This is a genomic window from Stenotrophomonas sp. YIM B06876 (assembly GCF_030711595.1).
In the GTDB taxonomy this organism is placed as follows: domain Bacteria; phylum Pseudomonadota; class Gammaproteobacteria; order Xanthomonadales; family Xanthomonadaceae; genus Stenotrophomonas.
On record NZ_JAUJUJ010000022.1, the window covers coordinates 20,521 to 45,049 of the forward strand.

A 24,529-nucleotide genomic window follows, 5' to 3' on the forward strand; every position below is an offset into this window, starting at 1 on the left:
GCTCATGCCGCGTTGGTTGCTGCGTTCGCTGTGGGTGTTGCAGGGGCTGCTGATCCTGGCCGTTGCCGGTATCTGGCTGCTGGTGCGCGGCAGCCTGCCGCAACTGGATGGCGCAAGCGTCCTGCCCGGACTGGGCGCTGCGGTGAGTGTGCAGCGCGACGCCCGCGGCGTGGTCACCGTGCAGGCCGGCAACGAAGCCGATATGGCGCGGGCGCTGGGCTACGTCCACGCGCAGGAACGCTTCTTCGAAATGGACCTGATGCGGCGCTCGGCCGCCGGCGAGCTGGCCGAGCTGTTTGGCGCGGCTGCCGTGCCGATGGACCAGCGCATGCGGGTCCACCGCCTGCGGGCCCGCACCCGCGAGCACCTCGACCTGGCGCTGGGCGAAAAACGCCACGTGCTGGAAGCCTATCGCGATGGCGTCAACGCCGGGCTGGCTGCGCTGAGCGTGCGGCCCTGGCCCTATCTGCTGCTGCGACAGAAGCCGCGGCCGTGGGACCTGGACGACTCGGTGCTGACCGGGCTGGCCATGTATGCCGATCTGCAGGATGCCGACAACCGCAACGAACTGGCGATGGCGCGCATCTGCGAGGTGGTGCCGCCAGCACTGTATGCCCTGCTCAGCCACGACGGCAGCGAATGGGATGCGCCGCTGTTCGGCCCGCCGCGTGGCAATGCGCCGCTGCCGGATGCGCAGGCGCTGGACCTGCGCACGCTGCTCACCGGGCCGGATGTTGCGGGCATCTCCGGTGCCCGGGAGCCCGGCAGCGGCGGGTCGCCGCTGGCGGCCGACTCTTTTCCCGGCAGCAACAATTTCGCCGTGTCCGGCGCGCTCACCGCCGACGGTCGCGCCATCGTCGCCGACGACATGCACCTGGGCCTGCGCGCCCCCGGCATCTGGTTCCGCGCGCGCCTGCGCTACCGCGACCCGACCGCGCCGCAGGGCCAGGTCGATGTCAGTGGCTTCACCCTCCCCGGCCTGCCGGCGGTGATCGTCGGCAGTAACGGCCACGTCGCCTGGGGCTTCACCAACAGCTATATCGACACCGCCGATTTCGCCCAGGTTGCGGCCCCGGCTGCCGGACAGACGGCGGATCTGCGCGTGTCCACCGAAACCATCCACGTCGCCGGCGCGGCGCCGGTCACCTTCACCATCCGCGAGAACGGGTGGGGGCCGATCCTGCATGAAAACGCCGATGGCAGCCTGCTCGCCTTGCGCTGGGCGGCGCAGCTGCCGGGCGCGGTGCGGCTGGATTTCGCCGATATGGGCAAGGCGGCCGATCTGGAAGCGGCGCTGGCCGTGGCCGACCGTTCCGGCATTCCCGCCCAGAACCTGGTGGTTGCCGACCAGCGTGGCCGGATCGCCTGGCGCATCATCGGCGCGCGGCCGGATCGCCGCGGCAGCTGCCATTCCGGCGGCATCGCCAACGCCGCGGAACATCCGGCACCTGGTGCCGAGTCCCCGCATCGCCGCGCGGGCAGCGCGGTGTCCGGTTTCAACGAGCCCTGCCACGCCTGGGGCCTGCGCACCGATCACGCGCCCAGCCTGATCGATCCGCCACAGCACCGGCTATGGACCGCCAACGGCCGCGTGCTCGATGGCGACGCGCTCGCCACCGTCGGCGATGGCGGCTACGACCTCGGCGCGCGCGGGCGCCAGATCCGCGATGCGCTGTTCGCCAAAGAACGCTTCAGCGAGGCCGACCTGCTGGCCATCCAGCTCGACGACCGCGCCCTGCTGCTGGAACGCTGGTGGACACTGCTGCGGCAGACCGTCGAGCACAGCGCGGATCCCGCGCTGCAACGGCTGGAGGCCGCCAGCCGGCACTGGGACGGCCACGCTTCGACAACCTCGGTGAGCTACCGGCTGGCCCGCGGCTTCCGCGGCATCACCCTGGACACTCTTGAAGCCGGGCTGCTGGCGCCGGCCCGCAGCACGCTGGGCGCGCAGTACCTGGCGCCCAGGCTGGCCCAGCTGGAAAGCATCGTCTGGCCGCTGCTCAGCGAACGCCCGGCGCACCTGTTGCCGCCTCCCTTTGCCAGCTGGGACGATCTGCTGGCCGCCAGCGCCCGCCAACTGGAAGCCGACCTGGAGGCCCAGGGTCCGGAGCTTTCCGCGCGCACCTGGGGCGAGCGCAACACCGCCGCCATCTGTCATCCGGTCACGCGCGCCCTGCCGGAGCTGTTCAAGCGCTGGCTGTGCATGCCGCGCGAAGCCCTGCCCGGCGATGGCAACATGCCGCGGGTGCAGGGCCCCGCCTTCGGCGCCTCGCAGCGCATGGTGGTTTCGCCCGGGCACGAGCAGGACGGCATCGTGCATATGCCGGGTGGCCAGAGCGGGCACCCGCTGTCACCGTTCTGGGGCGCCGGCCACCAGGACTGGGTGGAAGGAAAGCCCAGCCCGTTCCTGCCCGGCAAGGCCGAACACACGCTGCGGTTTTCAGCCCACTGAGCGCTGTTCCCGCCCTGGCCGCGGCTCCTTGCGACCGGTGCTGGAGCCGCGCTCACGCAGGGCAACCCGCCCTGCCTGTACGCCGACGCGTTCCCTGCACCCGCGGCCGCGCACGCGACCGGTCACAGCGCCAGCGCCTGCTCGTGCACCCCCGCCACGGCGCGTCCGGACGGATCGGCCATGCTTGCGAAGCTCGCATCCCAGGCGATGGCCGCCGGCGAGGAACAGGCGATCGACTTGCCGCCCGGCACGGTCTCGGCCGCCGCCGGGGTCGGATAGCACTGTTCGAACAGGTGACGGTAGTAGTACGCCTCCTTGGTCTGCGGCGGGTTGACCGGAAAACGCTTGTCGGCCGCGGCCAGCTCGCGGTCGCTGACCTGGGCCTCGGCCTGCGCCTTGAGTCCGTCGATCCAGCCATAGCCCACGCCGTCGGAGAACTGCTCCTTCTGCCGCCACAGGATCTCGTGCGGCAGATAGCCCTCGAACGCATCGCGCAGCACCGCCTTCTCGATACGCCCGGCCCCCTTGTCGATCATCTTGTGCGTGGCATCCATGCGCATCGCCACGTCGAGGAACTCCCGGTCCAGGAACGGCACCCGCGGCTCCACACCCCAGGCCATCATCGACTTGTTGGCGCGCAGGCAGTCGTAGTTGTTGAGGGCGTCGAGCTTGCGTACCAGCTCCTCATGGAACTCGCGCGCGTTCGGTGCCTTGTGGAAATACAGGTAGCCGCCGAAGATCTCGTCGCTGCCTTCGCCGGACAGCACCATCTTCACTCCCATCGCCTTGATCCGCCGCGCCAGCAGGAACATCGGCGTGGAGGCGCGGACGGTGGTGACGTCGTAGGTCTCGATGTGGCGGATCACTTCCGGCAGCGCGTCCAGCCCCTCTTCGAAGGTGTACTCGAAGCCGTGGTGCACCGTACCCAGCGCCCTGGCCGCCACTTCGGCCGCGGCCAGGTCGGGCGAGCCCTTCAGGCCGATGGCGAAGCTGTGCAGGCGCGGCCACCACGCTTCGCTCCGGTCGCCGTCCTCGATGCGGTTGCGCGCATAGCGCGCGGCCACGGCCGCGACCAGTGAGGAATCCAGCCCGCCGGACAGCAGCACGCCGTAGGGCACGTCGGTCATCAGCTGGCGGTGCACCGCGGCCTCGAAGGCCTGGCGCAGCTCATCACGCGCGACCTCCACGCCCTGCACCGCGTCGTAGTCACGCCACGGCCGCTCGTAGTATTTCGCCAGCGTATCGGTGCTGCTGTCATACCAGTGCCCGGGCGGAAACTGCGCCACGTCGGCGCAGGTGTCGGCCAGTGATTTCATTTCCGAGGCCACGCACAGCCGCCCCTGCTTGTCATGGCCCCAGTACAACGGCACCACCCCGATCGGATCGCGCGCGATGATCACCCGGCCCTGGGCCCTGTCCCACAACGCGAAGGCGAAAATGCCGTTGAGCCGGTTGAGGAACGACGCCGGTCCGTCCTCGCGGTACAGCGCGTTGATCACCTCGCAGTCCGAACCGGTCTGGAAGGCGTAGGGCCGGGCCAGCTCCTGCTTCAGTGCGGCGTGGTTGTAGATCTCACCGTTGACCGCCAGCGCCAGCTGGCCATCGGCGGACAGCAACGGCTGCGAACCGCCGGCCGGATCGACGATGGCCAGGCGCTCGTGCACCAGGATGGCGCCCGCGTCGACATACACCCCGCTCCAGTCCGGACCGCGATGGCGCTGGCGCTGCGACTGTTCAAGCGCCTGCCGGCGCAGCGCCGGCAGATCATCGCCCGGTTGCAGACCGAAAATGCCGAAGATGGAACACATGGGGAAGCTCCTGGTGGGTAGGGAGGAACACGGCAAGCGGGGATAGCCGCGGCCAGTCGGGACCGGCGGTGGTACCGCCAGAAAACAAAAACCCGCATCGGTGGATGCGGGTTTTCTGGATTCCGGCGTTGTTTGCCTGTTACTTCGCCTGGTCGCAGCCCCGCAGTCGTCGCGCACGATTGTTCGCGCGCAGATTATTGCGGTTGCTATTGCCGGCAGCGGGGGCGAGGAACAACGACATGGCTCCGAAACTACCCCGCCTGCCGGCCACGCGCAACGGTTGCAGTGGCAACGGTCAGCCGCTGCCCGGGTCTGCCGCGCCCGCGTTGCGCAGGCCGCGCCGCCGATCGCCGATGCCCACGAGCCCGGGCATCGACCGGACCTCAGGCCAGCAATCGCTCGACCAGGCGCCGGTACAGCTCGGGCAACGCCTCCAGATCGGCTACCCGCACGTTCTCGTCCACCTGGTGGATGCTGGCATTCACCGGGCCCACCTCGATGCACTGGGCACCGAGCGGGGCGATGAAGCGCGCATCGGAGGTGCCGCCGCCGGTGCTTTCCTCCGGCGGATGACCGGCAAACTCGCCCAGCACCTGGCGCGCCACGCTGCGCAGCCGCCCCTCGGGGGTGTAGAACGGCTCCCCGCTGCGATGCCAGTGCAACTCGTAGTCCAGCCCGTGGCGATCCAGCAGCGCGACGATCTCCGCCTCCAGCCGCTGCGCGCTCCAGTGCGGGTTGTAGCGCAGGTTGAACATCACCTGCAGCTCGCCGGGAATCACGTTGTTGGCGCCGGTGCCGCCGTTGATGTTGGAGATCTGCAGGCTGGTCGGCGGAAAGCTTTCGTAGCCGTCATCCCAGTACCGCGCGGCCAGTTCGGCCAGCGCCGGTGCGGCCAGGTGGATCGGATTGCGGGCCTTGTCCGGATAGGCCACGTGCCCCTGCACGCCCTTGATCCGCAGCCTGGCCGACAGGCTGCCGCGACGGCCGACGCGCAGCAGGTCGCCCAGCGTCGCGGTGGACGACGGCTCGCCGGTGATGCACCAGTCGATCGGCTGCCCGCGTTCGCGCAACAGTCGGGCCACGTGGCGCACGCCGTCCAGGGCATCGCCTTCCTCATCGCTGGTCAGCAGCACCGCCAGCGTGCCGGGATGGTCCGGGTGGGCGGCGACGAACTGTTCGGCGGCCACCACGAACGCCGCCACGCTGCCCTTCATGTCGGCCGCGCCGCGGCCATACAACACGCCATCGCGCACCTCGGGCACGAACGGATCGCTGCTCCAGGCTTCGCGCGGGCCGCTCGGCACCACATCGGTATGGCCGAGCAGCACCAGCACCGGCGAGCCGCTGCCATGGGTGGCCCACAGATTGTCGACCTCGCCCAGGCGCAGGTGCTCACAGGCGAAGCCGGCCGCGTGCAGGCGCCCGGCCAGCAGCGGCTGGCACCCGGCATCGTCTGGGGTGACCGAGGGCCGGGCGATCAGCGCACAGGTCAGCGCCAGCACATCGTTCATGCACCGACTCCGAACCGCTGCTTGAAACCGTTGTCGCTGAACCCCTGGCTCAGCACGCCATCGTCGGTGATCACCAGCGGCCGCTTGATCAGCTGCGGATACTCGCGCAGCAACAGCTTCCATTCGGCAGCGGAGGCGGCGGCCTTGCGGTTCTCCGGCAACTGCCGCCAGGTGGTGGAGGACTTGTTAATCATCGCCTCGAAGCCGCCCGCCTTGGCCGCCCACTCGCTCAGGGTTTCCGGCGTGGGTTTGCTGTCGCGGTAATCGACGAAGGTGTAGGCGACGTTGAAGCGGTCCAGCCACCTGGTGGCCTTCTTGCAGGTGTCGCAGTTCTTGAGTCCGTAGATCGTGGTCATTCTGGAATCCAAAGCTCGCATGACAAAGCCCCTCTCCCGCTTGCGGGGCGAACCCGGGGCGCTTGCGAACCAGAGGTTCGCGACTGGCAGAGCGCCCTCGCGTCGGCGCGGGGGCCGGGGCACGAAGTGGGGGCTGGGGGTGAGGGGCGGCGTCAGGCCGCCTCTTCGGGGCACCTTCTCCCGCATGCGGGAGAAGGAAACGGCCCCGCCAGCCGCTTGATCAGTCCGCCAACCCGCGCAACAGATCATTCACGCTGGTCTTGCTGCGGGTACGCGCATCGACCTGCTTGACGATCACCGCGCAATACAGCGAGTGCGAGCCGTCCTTGGATGGCAGCGAGCCGGATACCACCACGCTGTACGGCGGCACATAGCCGTAGCTGACTTCGCCGGTGGCGCGGTTGTAGATGCGGGTGCTCTGGCTGAGGAACACGCCCATGCCGATCACGCTGTGGTGGCCGACCACCACGCCTTCGACCACTTCCGAACGGGCACCGATGAAGCAGTGGTCCTCGATGATGGTCGGGCTGGCCTGCAGCGGTTCCAGCACGCCGCCGATGCCGGCGCCGCCGGACAGGTGGCAATGCTTGCCGATCTGCGCGCACGAGCCGACCGTGGCCCAGGTGTCCACCATGGTGCCCTCGCCCACGTGCGCCCCGATGTTGGTGAAGCTGGGCATCAGCACCACGTCCTTGCCGAAGAACGTGCCGCGGCGGGCGATCGCCCCCGGCACCACGCGCACGCCCGCCTTGCGGAACGCCGCTTCGCCATAACCGGCAAAGCGCGACTCCACCTTGTCCCAGAACGGCGCCGGGCGCGCCTCCACCACGGCCATGTCATTGACCCGGAAGTACAGCAGCACCGCTTTTTTCAGCCATTCGTTGACCTGCCAGCCACCGTGGCCATCCGGCTCGGCGACGCGGAACTCGCCCGACTCCAGCCCGTCGATGACGCGGTTGACCAGCGGCCGGGTCGAACCCTCCACTTCATCCATGGTCAGCATCGCGCGGCGCTCGAAGGCGCTCTCGATTCCGAACCTCAGTTCCGCCACGCCTGCCGCCGGCGCCTTGCGCAGGCTCTTGCGCGCAATCACCTCGGCGCTGGCACGCACCAGTGCCGGCCTGGCAACGGCGGCCGTCTTCGGCGCCGGGCGTTGGCTGGCGGCCTTGCCGGCGGCATCCTTCCGGGCTGCGACCTTGCTCGTTGCCGCCGTGGTGGCGGCCGCTTTCTTGACCACTGCCGGTTTGGTCGGCGACTTCCCTGCCGCGACTTTCTTGGCCGGCGGGCGCTTCTTGGCAGTGGACTTCTTGGCGGCGGGTTTGATAGCCATCAGTGGGGATCTCCAGGCTTTTTTTCGGGGTCCAGGCAAGCGGTCAACGCGGCGCGCAGCGCCTGCCGGGAAGCTTCAACAAGGGGGCGATCGTGGCGATCGGTGAGCTGGAACTGGTCTTCGGCGCGTTCGCCAAAGGTGGCGATGCGCGCATCCTGTACGCGCAGCCGCTGGTCGCGCAGCACGTAGGCCACATCCGCCAGCAGACCGGGACGGTCCGGGGCGATCAGGGTCAACACCGTGCGGCGCGCCTCGCCGGCATCGGAAATCTCGATGCGCGGGGCGAATTTGAAATGGCGCAGCTGCCGCGGCATCACCCGCCGCGCCGGTCGCAGCCGGTTGAGGTCGCCGGCCAGCGCCCGGCGCAAGGCGGCTTCGAGCGCGGCGGTATCGCCATCGGCAAACACATCGGCCGGCGTCACTTCGAACGTATCGAAAATGGTGCCCTGCGGGCCGTCCAGCACCCGCGCGCGGTGGATGCCATAGCCCTTGCGGTCCAGGGTCATCACGATCGCGGCGAACAGGCCGTCGCGATCGGGGGAATGCACAAATACTTCCAGTGCATTGCCGTCGGCGGTGATCCGCCGCACCTTGACCAGGGTTTCACCGGGCCGCACCTCCACCAGCGCCGCCGCCTGCCAGGCCTGCTGCTCGGGCCGGAAGCGCACAAAGCCCTCGTCAGGCATCGTCGCGAACTGGCGCTCGATGGTGGCATCGTCATAGCCGGCGGCGCGCATATGTTCGCGTACGCTGTCGCGGGCTTCCTGCACCCGCTCGGCCTCGGGCACCGGATGCTCCAGCCCTTCGCGCAACGCACGGCGGGTGGCGAAGAACAGATCGGCCAGCAACCGGTCCTTCCACGCATTCCACAATTTCGGACTGGTGCCGGCGATATCGGCACAGGTCAGCAGATACAGGTAGTCGAGCCGGTCGCGGGTGCCGACCAGGCGGGCGAAGGCATGGATCACATCCGGATCGGCGATGTCTTGTTTCTGCGCGGTGATCGACATGCGCAGATGCTGGGCCACCAGCCACGTCACCAGCCCGGTATCGGAAGCGCCGAGGCCGTGCGCCAGGCAGAACTGGCGCGCATCGTCGGCGCCGAGTTCGGAATGGTCGCCGCCGCGGCCCTTGGCGATATCGTGGAACAGCCCGGCCAGCAGCAGCAGCTCCGGCTTGCGCAGCCGCGGCCACACTTCATGCGCGATCGAGAAACGGTCATTGGCGCGCGCACCGGCAAAGGTGCCGATATTGCGCAACACCATCAGCGTGTGCTGGTCGACGGTGTAGACATGGAACAGGTCGAACTGCATGCGCCCGGAGACCTGCGCGAAGGCCGGAATCCACTGCCCGAGCACGCCCAGCCGCGCCATCCGCGCCACTGTTTCCACCGCCTGCGGGCCGCGCATCAGCGCGATGAACTGCTCGCGCACCGCCTGCGCCACCTCGCCGTAGGCGGGGATCTCGTCAAGCATTTCGGCCAATCCACGCGCGGTCAGCGAATGCAGCCCGCGCACCGCCGGGGTTCGTGCCCAGCAGGCGAACAGGGCGAAAATACGGCTGACATCGCCATGCGGCCACTGCGGATCGTCGGCCGAGAGATAACCGCGGCGCAGCGAGAAACCGTCGCCGACCGGTTCGGGCAGCGCCTCGCCGTCAAACTGTTCCTCGAAGCGCTGCAACAGCCGGTCGCTGACGCGGCGGACCACCGCGGCGCTGCGATAGAAGCCCTGCATCATCTTTTCGACCGCCAGGCTTTCGCCGTCGTCGACAAACCCCATGCGCTCGGCCAATGCCTTCTGGTAATCGAACCGCAGCCGTTCTTCCGCACGCTGGGCGACCAGGTGCAAGCCGAACCGCAGCCGTGCCAGCACTGCGCGCTCACGCTTGAGCGCGGCCGCCTCGTCGATCCCCAGATGGCCCAGCCCGACCAGCGCTTCGACGTCACTCACGCCAAAGCTGCGCAGCGCCATCCAGCCCAGCGTATTGAGATCGCGCAGCCCGCCCGGGCCATCCTTGAGGTCCGGCTCCAGGTTGTCGGCGGTATCGCCGAAGCGCTGGTGGCGCGCCAGCAATTCCTCGCGTTTGGCCAGGAAGTAGTCGCGCGCCGGCCACACCCGCACCGGCAGCACCGCCTGTGCCAATGCCCGTTGCGCGGCGACGCCAGCCACCACCGGGCGCGCCTCGATCAGCGCCGTCAGCACGGTCTGGTCGGCCGCCGCCTCGGTGCACTGCGCGGCCGAACGCACCGCATGACTGGCCGGCATGCCCGAATCCCACAGCAGGGCGAACAGCCGCGCCAGCGCATCCTCATGCTGCCGCTGGCAGTGGCTTTCGCCCAGCACCAGCAGGTCGACGTCCGAATACGGGAACAGCTCGCCGCGGCCGTAGCCGCCCACCGCGAACAGCGACAGCCCGGCATCGGCGGGGATGCAGCGCTGCCAGGCCAGCTTCATTAGATGATCCACGGCGCGCGCGCGCAGCGCCAGCAAGCGCTCGATCGGGTCGGCCTGGTCGAAGCGCCTGAACAGGCGGGCGTCAGCGTGTTCCAGCGACTGCCGCGCAATCGCGGCCCACTCGCCGTCACCGGCAGGGCCGGCCGGCGCGTCCGGAACCGGGCTCGCCGGCACCACCGTCATGCCTGCGGCGATTGACCCGGCGACAGCGTCAGCACTTCCACGCCATCTTCGGTCACGGCGATCGTGTGTTCCCACTGCGCCGAAAGCTTGCGGTCCTTGGTGACCACGGTCCAGCCGTCAGGCAGCACCTTGGTGTGGCGGGTGCCTTCATTGATCATCGGCTCGATGGTGAAGGTCATGCCCGGCTTCAGCACCAGGCCCTCGCCCGGACGGCCGTAATGCAGCACCTGCGGCTCGTCATGGTAGATCTTGCCGATGCCGTGGCCGCAGTATTCGCGCACCACCGAAAAACGCTCGGCTTCGGCGTACGCCTGGATCGCATGGCCGACGTCGCCCAGGGTCGCGCCCGGCTTTACCACGCGGATGCCGCGCCACATGGCTTCAAACGTGGTATCCACCAGCCGTTTGGCCATCACCGAGGGAGTACCGGCGTAATACATGCGACTGGTGTCGCCATGCCAGCCATCCTTGATCACGGTGACATCGATATTGATGATGTCGCCTTCCTTCAGGACCTTGGACTCGCTGGGAATGCCGTGGCAGATCACGTTGTTGACCGACGTGCACACCGTCTTGGGGAAACCGCGGTAGCCGACGTTGGCCGGGATCGCCTTTTGCACATTGATGATGTGGTCGTGGCAGATGCGGTCCAGCTCTTCGGTGGTGACGCCCGGCTTCACATACTGGCCGACAAGGTCGAGCACTTCGGCGGCCAGGCGGCCGGCGATGCGCATCTTCCCGATTTCTTCTGGGGTTTTAAGATTCACGCTCATGCCGGCCATTATCACCCATCGCGCGCCTGCCTGAACGGAGCAGCCAGGCGCCCGTGCTGATCCCGTCCGGGAACGGATTTGCCTGCAACCCCGCCGCGCCCTATACTTCCGCGGCTGAGGCGCCCTCATCCGGGGGCTGCCTCGCCGCCAACACCGGGCGTCACCGGTGAATACACACCTGTCGCCCATCTCCGTGCCGGGGTGCCCTGAAAAGGGTTCGGTCACGGAAGCGGCAGGGAAGCCCAACCCCGGAACCTCCGCCCCTACGGCGAGTCGCCTCATCCCATTCATGGCGGCCGGTTCCCTATCAAGGAGTTTTTCCATGCCCCAGGTCACCATGCGTCAGATGCTGGAAGCCGGCGTCCATTTCGGCCACCAGACCCGTTACTGGAACCCGAAGATGGGCCAGTACATTTTCGGCGCCCGCGGCAAGATCCACATCATCAACCTGGAAAAGACCGTTCCGCTGTTCAACGACGCGATGAACTTCATCTCGTCCGTTGCCCAGAAGCGCGGCACGATCCTGTTCCTGGGCACCAAGCGCAGCGCCCGCGAGTCGATGCGCGAGGAAGCCGAGCGTTGCGGCATGCCGTTCATGAACCAGCGTTGGCTGGGCGGCACCCTGACCAACTTCGCCACGGTGAAGAAGTCGGTGGCGCGCCTGAAGGAGCTGGAAGCCGGTGAAACCGACGGCAGCTTCAACAAGCTGGTCAAGCACGAAGTGCTGGGCCTGCGCCGCGAGCGCGACAAGCTGGAAGCATCGCTGGGCGGCATCAAGGAAATGAGCCGTCTGCCCGACGCGATCTTCGTCATCGACATCGGCCATGAAGACATCGCCATCAAGGAAGCCAAGAAGCTCGGCATTCCGGTGATCGCCGTGGTCGACACCAACTACAACCCGGAACTGGTCGATTACCCCATCCCGGGCAACGACGACGCCATCCGTGCGGTGCAGCTGTATGCCCGTGCCGCGGCCGACGCCGTGCTGGAAGGCAAGGCCGCTGCGCCGAACTCCGCTTCCGTGCGTGAAGAAGAGTTCACCAGCGCCGCTGCTGGCGAAGAAGCCAAGCCGGCCCGCCGCGCCCCGGCCAAGAAGGCTGCCGCCGCCAAGGGCGACGAAGCTTCGGCCTGATCCGGTCCAGTGGGCGCGCTTGCAGCGCCCGCTCCCCTGCACCTGCGCCCCACCGCGCCAGGCACTGACAGGGTCCTGTAACACCGGCCGGCAACCATTGCCGGCCTATCACTTTCTCACCGAGGAAATTCCATGGAAATCACTGCTTCCCTGGTCAAGGAACTGCGCGAGCGCACCGGCGCCGGCATGATGGAGTGCAAGAAGGCGCTCGTCGAAAACAACGGCGACATCGACACCGCGGCCGAATGGCTGCGCAAGTCGGGTCTGGCCAAGGCTGACAAGAAGGCCGATCGCGTCACCGCTGAAGGCCGCATCGCCGCGGCCCAGGAAGGCGGCAAGGCCGTGCTGGTCGAGATCAACTCCGAGACCGACTTCGTCGCCAAGGACGAGAACTTCCTGAAGTTCATCGATACCGTTGCCCAGGTCGCCCTGGCCTCCGGCGCCGCCGATGTGGAGGTGCTGAAGAGCGCCAAGCTGGCTTCCGGCGAAACCATCGAGGAATCCCGCGCGGCGGCCATCGCCAAGCTCGGCGAAAACATGCAGATCCGCCGCATGGCGCGCCTGGACACCAGCAACCACGTTGCCGCCTACGTGCATGGCGGCCGCATCGGCGTGCTGGTCGAGCTGGCCGGCGGCAATGAAGAACTGGCCCGTGGCCTGGCCATGCACGTGGCGGCGATGAACCCGCCGCACAACAAGCCCGCCGATGTGCCGGCCGAGTTTGTTGCCAAGGAAAAGGAAATCGAGCTGGCCAAGATGTCCGACAAGGACAAGTCCAAGCCGGCCGACATCCTGGAGAAGATCATCAGCGGCAAGATCGCCAAGATCGTCAACGAAGTCACCCTGTACGGCCAGCCCTACGTGCTGGATACCAACCAGACGGTCGAGCAGGTGCTCAAGGCCGCCGGCGCCGACGTGGTCGGCTTCCAGCGTCTGGCCGTGGGCGAAGGCATCGAGAAGGTGGTGGAAGACTACGCCGCCGAAGTCGCCAAGGCGATGCAGGTCTGATCCACGCTTCATGTTGCACCGGAAAAGCCGCGGACCTCCGCGGCTTTTCCGCATCTGCACGTCGTCAATGCGCGCGCCCAGCCTCGGTAAAAGTGTGACCTGAATGCTTTCTTAGGAGCACACCTGTATTCTGCGGGGAATGCCACTCGACTGCCCGCCATGTCCCCCGAGCTGACCACCGCCCTGGCACTGTGCCGCGACCTGCCCTCCCCGCCCGGCGTGGCCTTGCGCATCATCGAGCTGGCCCAGGATCCGGAAACAGATATCGCCACCGCCGCCGATGTGATCGCGCTGGACATGGCGCTGAGCGCACGCATGTTGCGCATCGCCAATTCGCCGCTGTATGCCAGCCGTCGCCGGATCGAGAATCTCGGCCAGGCGTTGACCATGCTCGGGCTCAACGCGACCTTGCAACTGGCCCTGGGGTTTTCGGTTGCGCGCGCCTTGCGCGATGGATTTCCCGCCGGGGACTCGCATGAGAAGACCTGGCGCCGCAGCATCCTGTGCGCGCTGGCGGCACGCTTCCTGGGCAGTGCCTGCGGCGTGCGCCGCAGCGAAGAGCTGATGCTGGCCGGCCTGCTCCAGGACATCGGCATCCTTGCGATGCTGCAACTGCAGCCCGAGCCTTATTGCGACCTGGTGGCCAGCGCCCGCAGCAACGAAGAACTGCTGGCCCGCGAGCAGGCACTGCTGCAATGCAATCACGCCGCCATCGGCGCGCAGATTGCCGAGCAATGGAATCTGCCGCGCTATCTGGTCGATGCCATCGCCACCAGCGAACCACCCCGTCAACCGCAGGACACCTTCCAGCATTGCGTCGCCCTGTCAGGCTGCGTGGCCGATATCTGGCTGCACGATGACGCCGATGCATGCCGCGCCGAAGCACTGCGCAAGGTCCATGAAGAGCTGCAGCTGGACAGCGCCCGGCTCGACCAGATCCTTGCCCAGATCAGCCAGCTGCTGCCGGACATCGGCGCGCTGTTCGACACCCCGGTGCCGTCCCCGGCGCGCGTCCTGCACCTGATTGAACATGCCAGCGAGCTGGTCGCGTTGCGCAACCTGCGCGAACTGCAGGACGCCTCATTGGCGCAGCAGCGCGCCAACGAGTTCGAAGCCCGTGCCCACCGGCTGTCCGAACAGGCCCACCTTGATGCGCTGACCGGCGTGCTCAACCGGCGCCAGCTTGAAACGGTGCTGGAACAGGAGTTCACCCGCGCCATCCGGCAGAACTCCCCGCTGTCGATCGCTTTCATCGATCTGGACGATTTCAAGAAGATCAACGACGTCCACGGCCACCTGACCGGTGACCAGGTGCTGCGTGCGTTTGCCGGCAGGCTGCAGGAGCTGCTGCGCGGCAGCGACATCGTGGCCCGCTTCGGCGGCGAGGAGTTCATCGTCCTGCTGCCGGGCACGGCCGAAGCCGCCGCGGTGGACGTGGTCCGCCGCGTCCTGGCCAACACCTCGAACACCGTCATGGCCGACGTCGACGGCGCCCCGATCCATGTCACTTTTTCGGCAGGCGTCGCCACCCATGGCGCCTACGAGCGCTTTGACAATGTCCAGGCGCTGCTCAAGGCGGCCGATGACGCGCTGTACCGCTCCAAAGACCTGGGCCGCAACCGGGTAATCGCGCGGGTACCGGAGCCGCAACCTGCTGCGCGCTGAACCACTGGCGGCACGGCACGGATATATCGCTGCAATGCAACACCGCCAGCGCCGGAAAACCCCGTGATCCGTTAGAATTTGCGCGCTTTCTCCGCCACCTGAGGTCACCATGTCCAAACTCGCCTACCGCCGCATTCTTCTGAAACTTTCCGGGGAGGCGCTGATGGGAGACGAGGATTACGGCATCGACCCCAAAGTGATCAACCGTCTGGCGCGCGAAGTGATTGAAGCGCAGCAGGCCGGTGCCGAGGTGGCCCTGGTCATCGGCGGTGGCAACATCTTCCGCGGCGCGGGCCTGGCCGCGGGCGGCATGGACCGCGTCACCGGCGACCAGATGGGCATGCTGGCCACGGTCATCAATGCCCTGGCGATGCAGGACGCACTGGAAAAGCTCGGCGCCAAGGCGCGGGTGATGAGCGCGATCAAGATCAACGACGTGTGCGAGGACTACATCCGCCGCCGCGCGATCCGCCACCTGGAAAAGGGTCGGCTGGTGATTTTCGCCGCCGGCGTCGGCACCCCGTTCTTCACCACCGATTCGGGCGCGGCCCTGCGCGCGATCGAAATCGGCGCCGACCTGCTGCTCAAGGCCACCAAGGTCGACGGCGTGTACGACAAGGACCCGAACAAGCACGCCGACGCGGTCCGCTTCGACACCCTGTCCTACGACCAGGTGATCAAGCGTGGCCTGGAAGTGATGGACACGGCCGCCTTCGCCCTGGCCCGCGACAGCGACCTGCCGTTGCGCGTGTTCGACATGAGCCAGCCCGGCGAACTGCTGAAGATCCTGCATGGCCACAATATCGGCACCCTGGTCCAGGGCCGCGACAGCCACTGAGGCGCGCGCGGTCCGGTGGATACAGGTATTCGCCTATAATCGACCGATTACGGAAACATCCAGGATTTCGGCGATGATCAACGACATCAAGCAAGACGCGCAGGCGCGCATGACCAAGAGCATCGATGCTCTGCGTCACTCCCTCACCTCGATCCGCACCGGTCGCGCCTCGCCGGCGCTGCTGGATGGGATCAAGGTCCGCGCCTACGGTACGGAAACCCCGTTGAACCAGGTGGCCAGCATCAGCGTGTCCGAAGGCCGCTCGCTGGTCATCACCCTGTTCGACAAGGGCATGATCAAGGAAGTGGAAAAGGCGATCTACGCCTCGGACATCGGCATCACCCCGACCACGATCGGCACGGTGATCCGCCTGAACCTGCCGCCGCTGACCGAAGAGCGCCGCAAGGAACTGGCCAAGTCGGTGAGCAAGGAAGGCGAAGAAAGCAAGGTCGCCATCCGCAACATCCGCCGCGACGCCAACCAGGAAGTTGCCAAGCTGCTCAAGGACAAGAGCATCACCGAGGATGAGGAGCGCCGCACCCAGGACGAAATCCAGAAGCTGACCGACAAGGCGATCAAGGACGTCGACGAAGTGGTCAAGCTGAAGGAACAGGAACTGATGGCGGTCTGAGCCGGTGTCGTCGGCCAAGTCCAGCGACAGTGCTCCGCGCGTGCCCAGCCACCTTGCCATCATCATGGATGGCAATGGCCGTTGGGCGCAGCAGCGGCGGCGGCCGCGTGTCATCGGCCACCGTGCCGGCGCACGCGCGGTCAATCGCACTATCGATTTCTGCCTGGAGCGCGGCATTGCCGCACTGACCCTGTTCGCCTTCTCCAGTGAAAACTGGGGGCGCCCGCAGCAGGAAGTCGATGCGCTGATGAAACTGTTCCTGGGCGCGCTCGACCGCGAAGTCGACGAGCTGCACCGGCGCGCCGTGCGGGTGCGCTTCATCGGCGAACGCAGCCGCTTCGGCGCCGGCATCCTGCACAGGATGCAGCGCGCCGAGCAGCTCACCCGCGACAACCGCACGTTGACGCTGTCCATCGCCGCCAGCTATGGCGGGCGCCAGGACATCGCCCACGCGGCCCGCTCGCTGGCCGAAGACGTGGCTGCCGGCCGCCTGCTGCCCGAGCAGATCGACGAGCAGGCGCTGGCCAGCCGCATGGCGCTGGCCGACCTGCCGGCGCCCGACCTGTTCATCCGTACCGGTGGCGATACCCGCATCAGCAATTTCCTGCTGTGGCAGCTGGCGTATACCGAACTGTGGTTTACCGAAGTGCTGTGGCCGGAATTTGACGCCCACGTGCTGCAACAGGCGCTGGATGACTACGCGCAGCGCGAACGTCGATTCGGCCTGACCAGTGCCCAGATCGCTGCCCTCGCAGCGGAGAATGCATCTCAATGACCAGCACCCGAATCATCGCCGCCCTGATCATGGCTCCGGTGGCCATCTGCGCGATCCTGCTGTTGCCCACCCAGTGGCTGGCGGCCCTGGCCGCGCTGGTGTTCCTGACCGGCCTGTGGGAGTGGCTGAAGCTGTCCGGCGTCGATGGCGTGCCGCGCACGATCATGCTGGCGCTCAACCTGATCCTGATGGTGCTGCTGGTCTGGGCGTCCAGCGGCAGCCTGGTGCTGTTCCAGCTGGCCGCGCTGATCGGCGTCGGCGCGTGGCTGCTGGCGCTGCTGTGGCTGCGCTTCTTCAATTTCGGTGCCAATGCCGACAGCGCCGCGCGCATGCTCAAGCTGGCCGCCGGCACCCTGGCCATCGTCCCGGCGTGGGCCTCCCTGGTGCTCATCCATGCCAGCGAGAACCAGGGCCACCGCTGGCTGCTGACCGCACTGGCGATCGTGTGGGCGGCCGATTCGGGCGCCTACTTTGCCGGCCGCAGCCTCGGCAAGCACAAGCTTGCACCGCGGATCAGCCCGAACAAGACCATCGAAGGCCTGGCCGGCGGACTGGTCGCCGGCCTGCTCGCGGCCGGCCTGTTCGGCTGGATCGCCGGCATCGACCCGCCCCACCTCGGCGGGCTGATGCTGGTGGCCGCCGTGGCCGTGCTGGCCTCGGTACTGGGCGACCTGTTTGAAAGCCTGCTCAAACGCCATGCCGGCGCCAAGGATTCGGGCAATCTCATTCCCGGCCATGGCGGCGTGCTCGACCGCATCGACGGTGTCCTTGCCGCGTTGCCGGTATTCGCGCTGGGCAAGGAAATCTTCGGCTTCTGATCATGGACAGCCACATTCCTCTGCGAAAAGTCGCCATCCTCGGCGCCACCGGCTCGATCGGCGCCTCCACGCTGGATGTCATCGCCCGCCACCCGGCGCAGATGCGCGCCAGCGTGCTGGCCGCCGGGCGCGATGTGCAGGCGCTGCTGGAACTGTGCCGCCGCCACCAGCCCGACCATGCGGTGATCGCCGACCCGGCCGGCTTTGTCGCCCTGCGCGACGGGCTGCGCGACGCCGGCCTGAAAACACAGGCCCACGCCGGCGCCGAGGCGATTGACAGCCTGGCCGGCAGCGACCAGTGCGACACCGTGGTGGCCGCCATCGTCGGCGCCGCGGGGCTGTCGTCGACCCTGGCCGCGGCCCGGGCCGGCAAGCGCCTGCTGCTGGCCAACAAGGAATCGCTGGTGCTGGCCGGCGAGCTGCTGACCCGCGAGGCCGCCGCGGCCGGGGCCGAGATCATCCCGATCGACAGCGAGCACAACGCCATCTTCCAGTGCCTGCGTTCGCGTGACGCGCGCGCCGAAGCCGGGGTACGGCGCATCATCCTCACCGCCTCCGGCGGCCCGTTCCGCGGCCGTCGCCGCGAGCAGCTGGCCTCGGTCACCCCGGCGCAGGCCGTGGCCCATCCCAAGTGGTCGATGGGCCCGAAGATTTCGGTCGATTCGGCGACCTTGATGAACAAGGGGCTGGAAGTCATCGAGGCGCACCACCTGTTCAACATTCCCGGCGCGCGCATCGAGGTGCTGGTGCACCCGCAGAGCCTGGTGCATTCGCTGGTGGAATTCATCGACGGTTCCACCTTGGCCCAGATGGGCCTGCCCGATATGCGCACCACCCTGGCGGTGGGCCTGGGCTGGCCCCAACGGATCGAGTCGGGCGTGGCCGGGCTGGATCTGCTCAGCCAGGGGCGACTGGATTTCGAGGCGCCCGACCTCGAGGCATTCCCGTGCCTGCGCCTGGCGTGGCAGGCGATGGAAGCCGGCGGCAGCGCCCCGGCGATCCTGAACGCGGCCAATGAAGTGGCGGTTTCAGCCTTTCTTCAGGGCCGGATCGGCTTCCTGTCGATCCCTGCGCTGGTGGAACACGCCCTGTCCACGTTGCCCGGAGCGCCTGCCGATACACTGCAGGCCCTGCTGGCGGCCGATGCGCAATCCCGCCAGCTCACCGAAACCGCCATCGCCCACTCCCCGCATGTCTGACCTGTGCCCGCAATCGAGCTTTGACCATGGCTGACTTCATCGGCTCCGTCTGGTGGATGGTCGTCAGCCTTGGCGTGCTGGTGACGTTCCACGAATTCGGCCATTACTGGGTGGCGCGCCGATGCGGAGTCAAGGTGCTGCGGTTCTCGGTCGGGTTCGGCAGACCGCTGTGGTCGCGCCGCAACCGCGCCGGCACCGAGTTCGCCATTGCCGCCATTCCGCTCGGCGGCTACGTCAAGATGCTCGACGAGCGCGAGGTCGAGGTGCCGGCCGGCGAGCGTGCCGTGGCCTTCAACAACAAGACCGTCTGGCAGCGCATCGCGATCGTGGCCGCCGGCCCGGTCGCCAACCTGCTGCTGTGCGTGGCGCTGCTGTGGGCGATGTTCGTGATCGGCCGCCAGGATTATTCGGCCACGCTGGGCCGCACCACCGGCATGGCGGCCGAAGCGGGATTCCGCAGCGGCGACCGTTTGCTGGAAATCGACGACCGCCCGGTCGCGACCTGGGCCGAAGCCAGCATGGCGATGACCACCGCCGCGATGGATGGTCAAAACGCCCGGATCGGCGTTGTCGATGCCAGCGGCCAGCCCCACACCCGGGTATTGCCGCTGTCGCGGCTGGGCGACGGTTTCGATGAGCGCCAGGTGCCGGCGCTGGCCGGGTTCACCTGGCGGTTCTGGTTGCAGCCGCCGGTCGTGGACCGGGTGGCGGACGATTCTCCCGCCAGCGGCGTGGTACACGACGGCGACCGCATCCTGGCCATCGACGGCCAGCAGGTCGAATCGGCCGACCAGGTCTCGCCGCTGATACAGCGGCTGGGTGAGCGCGGCGGCCCGGGCATGCTCGAAGTCGAACGCGCTGGCGAACGGCTGGCCCTGGAGATCACCCCGCGGCTGGACCCCTCGGCGCCGGATGGCCGCCGCTGGCTGCTCGGTGTCGGTTTCCTCACCGGGCAGGCACCGGCCTACGACGCCCGCCAGCAGTACGGCGTGCTGGCCGCGATCCCGGTCGCGCTGCGCGAAACCGGCACCCTGGCCAGCGATTCGCTGGGCATGATGCGGCGGATGCTCACCGGCCACGCCTCGATCAAGAACATTTCCGGCCCGGTCACCATCGCCCGCGTGGCCAATGCCTCGGCCAAGCGGGGTGTCGACTGGTTCCTGTATTTCCTCGCCCTGCTCTCGCTGAGCCTGTGCATCATCAACCTGCTGCCGATTCCCGTCTTGGACGGCGGCCACCTGCTGTATTACCTTATCGAGCTGGTCAAGGGCAGCCCGTTGAGCGAGCATGCCATGGCCGCCGGCCAGTACATCGGTCTGGCGCTGCTGGCCGGGTTGATGGGGCTTGCGTTCTACAACGACATCCTCAGCCTGATCGCGCGATGAGCTTTTCCATATTGTCGTCGTCTTACGCCGGCACCCCCGCAACATTGAAATCGACTCCAACCGGACGTGACATGACGCGACTTCCCAATCGCCGCCTGCTTGCCCTTGCCCTTGCTGCCGGTTTCGGAGCTCCAGCGCTGGCACAGGCCGCCGAACCGTTCACCGCCAGCGACATCCGCGTCGATGGCCTGCAGCGCATCTCCTCCGGCACCGTGTTCACCTACCTGCCGGTGGAACGCGGCGACGTGGTCACCGACGACAAGGTCGCCGACACCATCCGTGCGCTGTACAAGACCGGTTTCTTCGAGGACGTGCAGCTGGACCGCCAGGGCAACATCCTGGTGGTGACCGTGCGCGAACGACCCTCGATCAACAAGCTGACCCTGACCGGCAACAAGGACATCAAGAGCGAGCAGCTGCTCAAGGGCCTGAGCGATATCGGCCTGAGCGAAGGCGGCACCTTTGATCGCCTGAGCCTGGACCGCGTGACCCAGGAACTGCGTCGCCAGTACAACGACCGCGGCAAATACAACGTCGAGATCACCCCGACCGTCAGCCCGCTGGACCGCAACCGCGTCGATGTCGCCATCGCGATCAAGGAAGGCAAGGCCGCCAAGATCCGCTACGTCAACCTGGTGGGCGCCGAGAAGTTCCCGGCCCAGGACATCCTCGACACCTGGGAGTCGAAGGAACACAACTGGGCCTCGTGGTACCGCCGCGACGACCAGTACTCCAAGGAAAAAATGTCCGGTGACCTGGAGAAACTGAACTCCTGGTACCTGGACCGCGGCTATGTCGATTTCAGCATCGATTCCACCCAGGTCTCGATCAGCCCCGACAAGCGCGACATGTTCATCTCCGCCGGCATCACCGAAGGCGAGAAGTACAAGATCTCCGAGATCAAGGTCACCGGCGACACCGTGCTGCCGCAGGAAGATGTCGAGCGCATGGTGATCCAGAAGTCGGGCGACACGTTCTCGCGTGCACTGCTGGAATTCAGCGCCGATGCGATCACCAACAGCCTGGCCAACATCGGCTATGCGTTCGCCAAGGTGAACCCGCTGCCGACCAGCAACCGCGAAGACCGCACTGTCGCGATCAACATGCAGGTGGTGCCCGGTCCGCGCGTGGGCGTGCGCCGCATCGTGTTCAAGGGCAATACCCGCACGTCCGATGAAGTGTTGCGTCGCGAGATGCGCCAGTTCGAGAACAGCTGGTACTCGCAGGCCGCGATCGACCGTTCCAAGATCCGCCTGCAGCGCCTGGGCTATTTCGAATCGGTGGAGGTGGAGACGCCTGCCGTCAGCGGCAGCAACGACCAGGTCGACGTGGTCTACAACGTCAAGGAAACCACCTCGGGCAGCTTCGTGTTCGGCCTGGGCTATTCGCAGTCCTACGGCATGACCACCTCGGTGCAGCTGTCGCAGAACAACTTCCTGGGCGGTGGCAACCGGGTGGCGGTCGAGGCCTCGCGCAGCAGCTACCTGCAGCGCTATGCGTTCTCCTACACCAACCCGTACTTCACCGATGACGGCGTCTCGCTGGGCTACAACCTGTCCTGGCGCGAACTGGACTATTCCGACTTCAATACCGCCCAGTACAACAGCACCAACGGTGCGGCGCAGATGATCTTCGGCGTGCCGATCACCGAGAACGATACCGTTTCGCTGATGTTCGGCATCGACAGCAACCAGATCACCACCTACTCCGGCTACACCCCGCAGGCGATCGTGGATTACATCGACGCCATCGGCACCCGCACGTTCCATTCCTGGCGCACCGAGCTGGGCTGGGCGCGCGACACCCGCAACGACGCCTTGATGCCGACCCGCGGCGCCTACCAGCGTGTCGGTTTTGAAACCACGCTGCCGGGTTCGACCGTGGAGTACTACAAGCTCAGCTACCAGTTCTCCAAGTACTGGCCGGTGCTCCCGTCGCTGGTGATCAACACCCGTGCCGAATTCGGCTACGGCGACGCCTACGGCAAGGACAAGGTGCGTGACATCTGCTGGAACGAGATTCCGGCCACGGACACCTCCTATGCGACCACCCAGGTCGTGGACTGCGCCACCAATCCCACCGCCAACCACCGCCAGGTCAAGGCCTCCGGGTTGCCGTTCTTCGAGAACTTCTACGCCGGCGGCACCAACTCGGTGCGCGGCTTCCAGGACAACACGCTGGGCCCGCGTTCGGAAACGATTGGCGGCTATTACAGGGGCCAACCGCTGGGCGGTTCGCTGAAGACCGTCGGTTCGGTCGAAGCCTACTTCCCGCGCCTGTTCGACAGCCCGTCGGCGCGCATCTCGGCGTTTGTCGACGTCGGCAACGTCTTCAACGGCACCGAAAACTTCAAGGCCAACAAGCTGCGTGCCTCCACCGGCGTGGCCTTGCTGTGGCGCGCCCCGGTCGGTCCGATCTCGATCAGCTACGCGTTCCCGCTGAAGAAGGAAGACGGCGACGAGATCGAACGCCTGCAGTTCACCTTCGGCGGGCAGTTCTGACGAACTGCCTGTGCGCCCAAGGCACCGCCTTGGGCATCCCGGGTTTGGCCATGCGAAACCCGGGGGCGCGCCTTGGCCGTCCAATCCCCGCCTCGGCCCCCCCCTTGCCAAGGGGCTCTTCTCCAGAATCATTCCGGCGCCGTTCCGACGCCGGCCTGCGCGCGGCCCGTGCCCCACACCTGCCGCATGACCGCGCCACTTCCAGACGCTAAACTCCCGGCGTGAATACTCCGACCCATACCGCACAGGAACTCGCCGAGCGCTTTGGCCTGCAGCTGCGCGGCGACGGGAGCACCGCCATCCACGGCGTCGCCACCCTCGCCCATGCCGGCCCCGGACAGCTCACCTTTCTCGCCAATCCGCGCTATCGCGTGCAACTGGCCGGCAGCCAGGCCGCGATCGTGGTGCTGCGCGCCGAGGACGCCGATGCCGCACCGGCCACGGCGCTGATCGCCAAGGATCCCTACACCACGTTCGCCAAGATCGCCGCGCTGTTCGAACACGCCCCCGTGCGCGAACCCGGCATCCATCCCGGCGCCCATATCGACCCGTCCGCCTCGGTGGCAGCGAGCGCGCATATCGGCCCGTTTGTCAGCATCGGCGCGCGCAGCGTGGTCGGGGACAACTGCATCATCGGCCCCGGCTGCGTGATCGGCGAAGACTGCGTGCTGGATAGCGGCTGCGAACTGGTCGCACGGGTGACCCTGGTGACGCGGGTCAAACTGGGCAAACGCGTCCGCATCCATCCCGGCGCGGTGCTTGGCGCCGACGGCTTCGGCCTGGCGATGGACGCCGGCCACTGGATCAAGGTGCCGCAGCTGGGCGGCGTGCGCATTGGCGACGATTGCGAGATCGGCGCCAACAGCTGCATCGACCGCGGCGCACTGGAAGACACCGTGCTCGACGAGGACGTGCGCGTGGACAACCTGGTGCAGATCGCCCACAACGTGAAAATCGGCGCACACAGCGCCATCGCCGGCTCCACCGGCATCGCCGGCAGCGCCACCATCGGCCGCTACTGCCTGCTGGGCGGTGCCGTGGGCGTGGTCGGCCATCTCGAAATATGCGACCACGTCGTCATCACCGGCCGATCGGTGGTCCGCAGTTCCATCCATGAGCCGGGCGAATATTCGTCCGGCACCCCGTTGACCGATACCCGCACGTGGCGTAAAAACGCCGCGCGCTTCAAGCAGCTCGACAGCCTTGCAAGACAGGTCGCGACTGTGAGCAAGGAGAAAGAATGAACACCAGCCATCAACTGCCCATCGACGTGCGCACCATCCAGACGCTGATCCCGCACCGCTATCCGTTTCTGCTGGTCGACAAGGTGGTCGAGCTCGACATCGAAGGCAAGCGCATCGTCGCGCACAAGAACGTCTCCATCAACGAGCCGTTTTTCCAGGGACATTTCCCGGGCCATCCGATCATGCCGGGGGTGCTGATCATCGAAGCACTGGCCCAGGCCGGCGGCGTACTGACCCAGCTGTCGATGGGCCGCGACGCCCAGTCCAAGCTGTTCTACATGGTCAAGGTCGACAACGCCCGTTTCACCAAACAGGTGGTGCCGGGCGATGTGCTGGAACTGCATGTGCAGGTCAAGCGCGTGATCCGCAACATGGCGGTGTATTACGGCGAGGCCAAGGTCGATGGCGAGATCGTCGCCTGCGCCGAAGTGCTGTGCGCCGGCACCCGCGAATAAGCCGCGGAG

At 67.1% G+C, this 24,529-nt stretch carries 19 protein-coding genes; 13 read left to right on the top strand and 6 right to left on the bottom strand.

Going from position 1 to position 24,529, the window contains the following annotated elements:
• Positions 1-4 precede the first annotated feature (4 nt).
• Entirely contained in the window at positions 5-2,452 is a 2,448-nt protein-coding gene (locus tag QZH66_RS10065; RefSeq protein ID WP_305805807.1) for a penicillin acylase family protein, read from the top strand.
• Between the two features lie 122 nt (positions 2,453-2,574).
• Here QZH66_RS10065 and asnB read toward each other — a convergent pair whose 3' ends face one another.
• The 6 genes from asnB to map all read right to left on the bottom strand — a co-directional run bounded on the left by asnB (position 2,575) and on the right by map (position 10,878).
• Positions 2,575-4,260: an asparagine synthase B gene (gene asnB, locus QZH66_RS10070; protein ID WP_305805808.1), complete on the bottom strand. Its 1,686-nt coding sequence runs from the start codon at positions 4,258-4,260 to the stop codon at positions 2,575-2,577.
• 383 nt (positions 4,261-4,643) lie between these two features.
• Positions 4,644-5,771, bottom strand: coding sequence for a succinyl-diaminopimelate desuccinylase (gene dapE, locus QZH66_RS10075; RefSeq protein ID WP_305805809.1), 1,128 nt, complete (start codon positions 5,769-5,771; stop codon positions 4,644-4,646).
• The gene (locus QZH66_RS10080) at positions 5,768-6,127 is read right to left on the bottom strand and encodes an arsenate reductase (RefSeq protein ID WP_305805810.1); all 360 of its coding nucleotides are present in this window, start codon (positions 6,125-6,127) and stop codon (positions 5,768-5,770) included. The genes dapE and QZH66_RS10080 overlap by 4 nt, the downstream gene beginning before the upstream one ends.
• Positions 6,128-6,347: 220 nt before the next feature.
• Positions 6,348-7,457, bottom strand: a complete 1,110-nt coding sequence (gene dapD, locus QZH66_RS10085; protein WP_305805811.1) for a 2,3,4,5-tetrahydropyridine-2,6-dicarboxylate N-succinyltransferase — start codon at positions 7,455-7,457, stop codon at positions 6,348-6,350.
• Positions 7,457-10,096 carry a [protein-PII] uridylyltransferase gene (locus tag QZH66_RS10090; protein WP_305805812.1) on the bottom strand — a complete coding sequence of 880 codons (2,640 nt, stop codon included), beginning with the start codon at positions 10,094-10,096 and terminating at the stop codon, positions 7,457-7,459. Before QZH66_RS10090 ends, dapD begins: the two co-directional genes overlap by 1 nt.
• Positions 10,093-10,878 carry a type I methionyl aminopeptidase gene (gene map, locus QZH66_RS10095; protein ID WP_305805813.1) on the bottom strand — a complete coding sequence of 262 codons (786 nt, stop codon included), beginning with the start codon at positions 10,876-10,878 and terminating at the stop codon, positions 10,093-10,095. The genes QZH66_RS10090 and map overlap by 4 nt, the downstream gene beginning before the upstream one ends.
• Positions 10,879-11,191: 313 nt before the next feature.
• Here map and rpsB point away from each other — a divergent pair, with 313 nt between their 5' ends.
• From rpsB to fabZ, 12 genes are all read left to right on the top strand, one after another.
• Positions 11,192-12,001 (top strand): 30S ribosomal protein S2, encoded by an 810-nt coding sequence (rpsB, locus tag QZH66_RS10100; RefSeq protein WP_305805814.1) that lies wholly within the window; start codon positions 11,192-11,194, stop codon positions 11,999-12,001.
• A gap of 132 nt (positions 12,002-12,133) precedes the next feature.
• Positions 12,134-13,009 carry a translation elongation factor Ts gene (tsf, locus tag QZH66_RS10105; protein WP_305805815.1) on the top strand — a complete coding sequence of 292 codons (876 nt, stop codon included), beginning with the start codon at positions 12,134-12,136 and terminating at the stop codon, positions 13,007-13,009.
• Positions 13,010-13,168: 159 nt separating this feature from the next.
• Positions 13,169-14,674 carry a GGDEF domain-containing protein gene (locus QZH66_RS10110; protein ID WP_305805816.1) on the top strand — a complete coding sequence of 502 codons (1,506 nt, stop codon included), beginning with the start codon at positions 13,169-13,171 and terminating at the stop codon, positions 14,672-14,674.
• Positions 14,675-14,783: 109 nt separating this feature from the next.
• Positions 14,784-15,512, top strand: a complete 729-nt coding sequence (gene pyrH / locus QZH66_RS10115; RefSeq protein WP_305805817.1) for a UMP kinase — start codon at positions 14,784-14,786, stop codon at positions 15,510-15,512.
• 73 nt (positions 15,513-15,585) lie between these two features.
• Positions 15,586-16,143 (top strand): ribosome recycling factor, encoded by a 558-nt coding sequence (gene frr, locus QZH66_RS10120; protein ID WP_305805818.1) that lies wholly within the window; start codon positions 15,586-15,588, stop codon positions 16,141-16,143.
• A gap of 40 nt (positions 16,144-16,183) precedes the next feature.
• On the top strand, positions 16,184-16,918 hold the full coding sequence (gene uppS / locus QZH66_RS10125; protein WP_305805819.1) for a polyprenyl diphosphate synthase: 735 nt from the start codon (positions 16,184-16,186) through the stop codon (positions 16,916-16,918).
• On the top strand, positions 16,915-17,736 hold the full coding sequence (locus QZH66_RS10130; protein ID WP_305805820.1) for a phosphatidate cytidylyltransferase: 822 nt from the start codon (positions 16,915-16,917) through the stop codon (positions 17,734-17,736). The genes uppS and QZH66_RS10130 overlap by 4 nt, the downstream gene beginning before the upstream one ends.
• Positions 17,737-17,738: 2 nt before the next feature.
• On the top strand, positions 17,739-18,935 hold the full coding sequence (locus tag QZH66_RS10135) for a 1-deoxy-D-xylulose-5-phosphate reductoisomerase (RefSeq protein ID WP_305805821.1): 1,197 nt from the start codon (positions 17,739-17,741) through the stop codon (positions 18,933-18,935).
• Between the two features lie 26 nt (positions 18,936-18,961).
• Positions 18,962-20,320 (top strand): RIP metalloprotease RseP, encoded by a 1,359-nt coding sequence (gene rseP, locus QZH66_RS10140; protein ID WP_305805822.1) that lies wholly within the window; start codon positions 18,962-18,964, stop codon positions 20,318-20,320.
• Between the two features lie 71 nt (positions 20,321-20,391).
• A complete protein-coding gene (gene bamA, locus QZH66_RS10145; RefSeq protein WP_305805823.1) occupies positions 20,392-22,821 on the top strand; it encodes an outer membrane protein assembly factor BamA in 2,430 nt (809 codons plus the stop codon).
• Positions 22,822-23,042: 221 nt separating this feature from the next.
• Complete coding sequence (gene lpxD, locus QZH66_RS10150) at positions 23,043-24,065, top strand: UDP-3-O-(3-hydroxymyristoyl)glucosamine N-acyltransferase (protein ID WP_305805824.1); 1,023 nt, start codon at positions 23,043-23,045, stop codon at positions 24,063-24,065.
• Positions 24,062-24,520: a 3-hydroxyacyl-ACP dehydratase FabZ gene (fabZ, locus tag QZH66_RS10155; RefSeq protein WP_305805825.1), complete on the top strand. Its 459-nt coding sequence runs from the start codon at positions 24,062-24,064 to the stop codon at positions 24,518-24,520. Before lpxD ends, fabZ begins: the two co-directional genes overlap by 4 nt.
• Positions 24,521-24,529: the final 9 nt, after the last annotated feature.

Excerpts from the sequence above, each read along its gene's own strand:
- QZH66_RS10065 (WP_305805807.1), top strand. The coding sequence starts at position 5 with ATGCCGCGTTGGTTGCTGCGTTCGCTGTGGGTGTTGCAGGGGCTGCTG.
- asnB (WP_305805808.1), bottom strand. The coding sequence starts at position 4,260 with ATGTGTTCCATCTTCGGCATTTTCGGTCTGCAACCGGGCGATGATCTG.
- dapE (WP_305805809.1), bottom strand. The coding sequence starts at position 5,771 with ATGAACGATGTGCTGGCGCTGACCTGTGCGCTGATCGCCCGGCCCTCG.
- QZH66_RS10080 (WP_305805810.1), bottom strand. The coding sequence starts at position 6,127 with ATGACCACGATCTACGGACTCAAGAACTGCGACACCTGCAAGAAGGCC.
- dapD (WP_305805811.1), bottom strand. The coding sequence starts at position 7,457 with ATGGCTATCAAACCCGCCGCCAAGAAGTCCACTGCCAAGAAGCGCCCG.
- QZH66_RS10090 (WP_305805812.1), bottom strand. The coding sequence starts at position 10,096 with ATGACGGTGGTGCCGGCGAGCCCGGTTCCGGACGCGCCGGCCGGCCCT.
- map (WP_305805813.1), bottom strand. The coding sequence starts at position 10,878 with ATGGCCGGCATGAGCGTGAATCTTAAAACCCCAGAAGAAATCGGGAAG.
- rpsB (WP_305805814.1), top strand. The coding sequence starts at position 11,192 with ATGCCCCAGGTCACCATGCGTCAGATGCTGGAAGCCGGCGTCCATTTC.
- tsf (WP_305805815.1), top strand. The coding sequence starts at position 12,134 with ATGGAAATCACTGCTTCCCTGGTCAAGGAACTGCGCGAGCGCACCGGC.
- QZH66_RS10110 (WP_305805816.1), top strand. The coding sequence starts at position 13,169 with ATGTCCCCCGAGCTGACCACCGCCCTGGCACTGTGCCGCGACCTGCCC.
- pyrH (WP_305805817.1), top strand. The coding sequence starts at position 14,784 with ATGTCCAAACTCGCCTACCGCCGCATTCTTCTGAAACTTTCCGGGGAG.
- frr (WP_305805818.1), top strand. The coding sequence starts at position 15,586 with ATGATCAACGACATCAAGCAAGACGCGCAGGCGCGCATGACCAAGAGC.
- QZH66_RS10130 (WP_305805820.1), top strand. The coding sequence starts at position 16,915 with ATGACCAGCACCCGAATCATCGCCGCCCTGATCATGGCTCCGGTGGCC.
- QZH66_RS10135 (WP_305805821.1), top strand. The coding sequence starts at position 17,739 with ATGGACAGCCACATTCCTCTGCGAAAAGTCGCCATCCTCGGCGCCACC.
- rseP (WP_305805822.1), top strand. The coding sequence starts at position 18,962 with ATGGCTGACTTCATCGGCTCCGTCTGGTGGATGGTCGTCAGCCTTGGC.
- bamA (WP_305805823.1), top strand. The coding sequence starts at position 20,392 with ATGACGCGACTTCCCAATCGCCGCCTGCTTGCCCTTGCCCTTGCTGCC.
- fabZ (WP_305805825.1), top strand. The coding sequence starts at position 24,062 with ATGAACACCAGCCATCAACTGCCCATCGACGTGCGCACCATCCAGACG.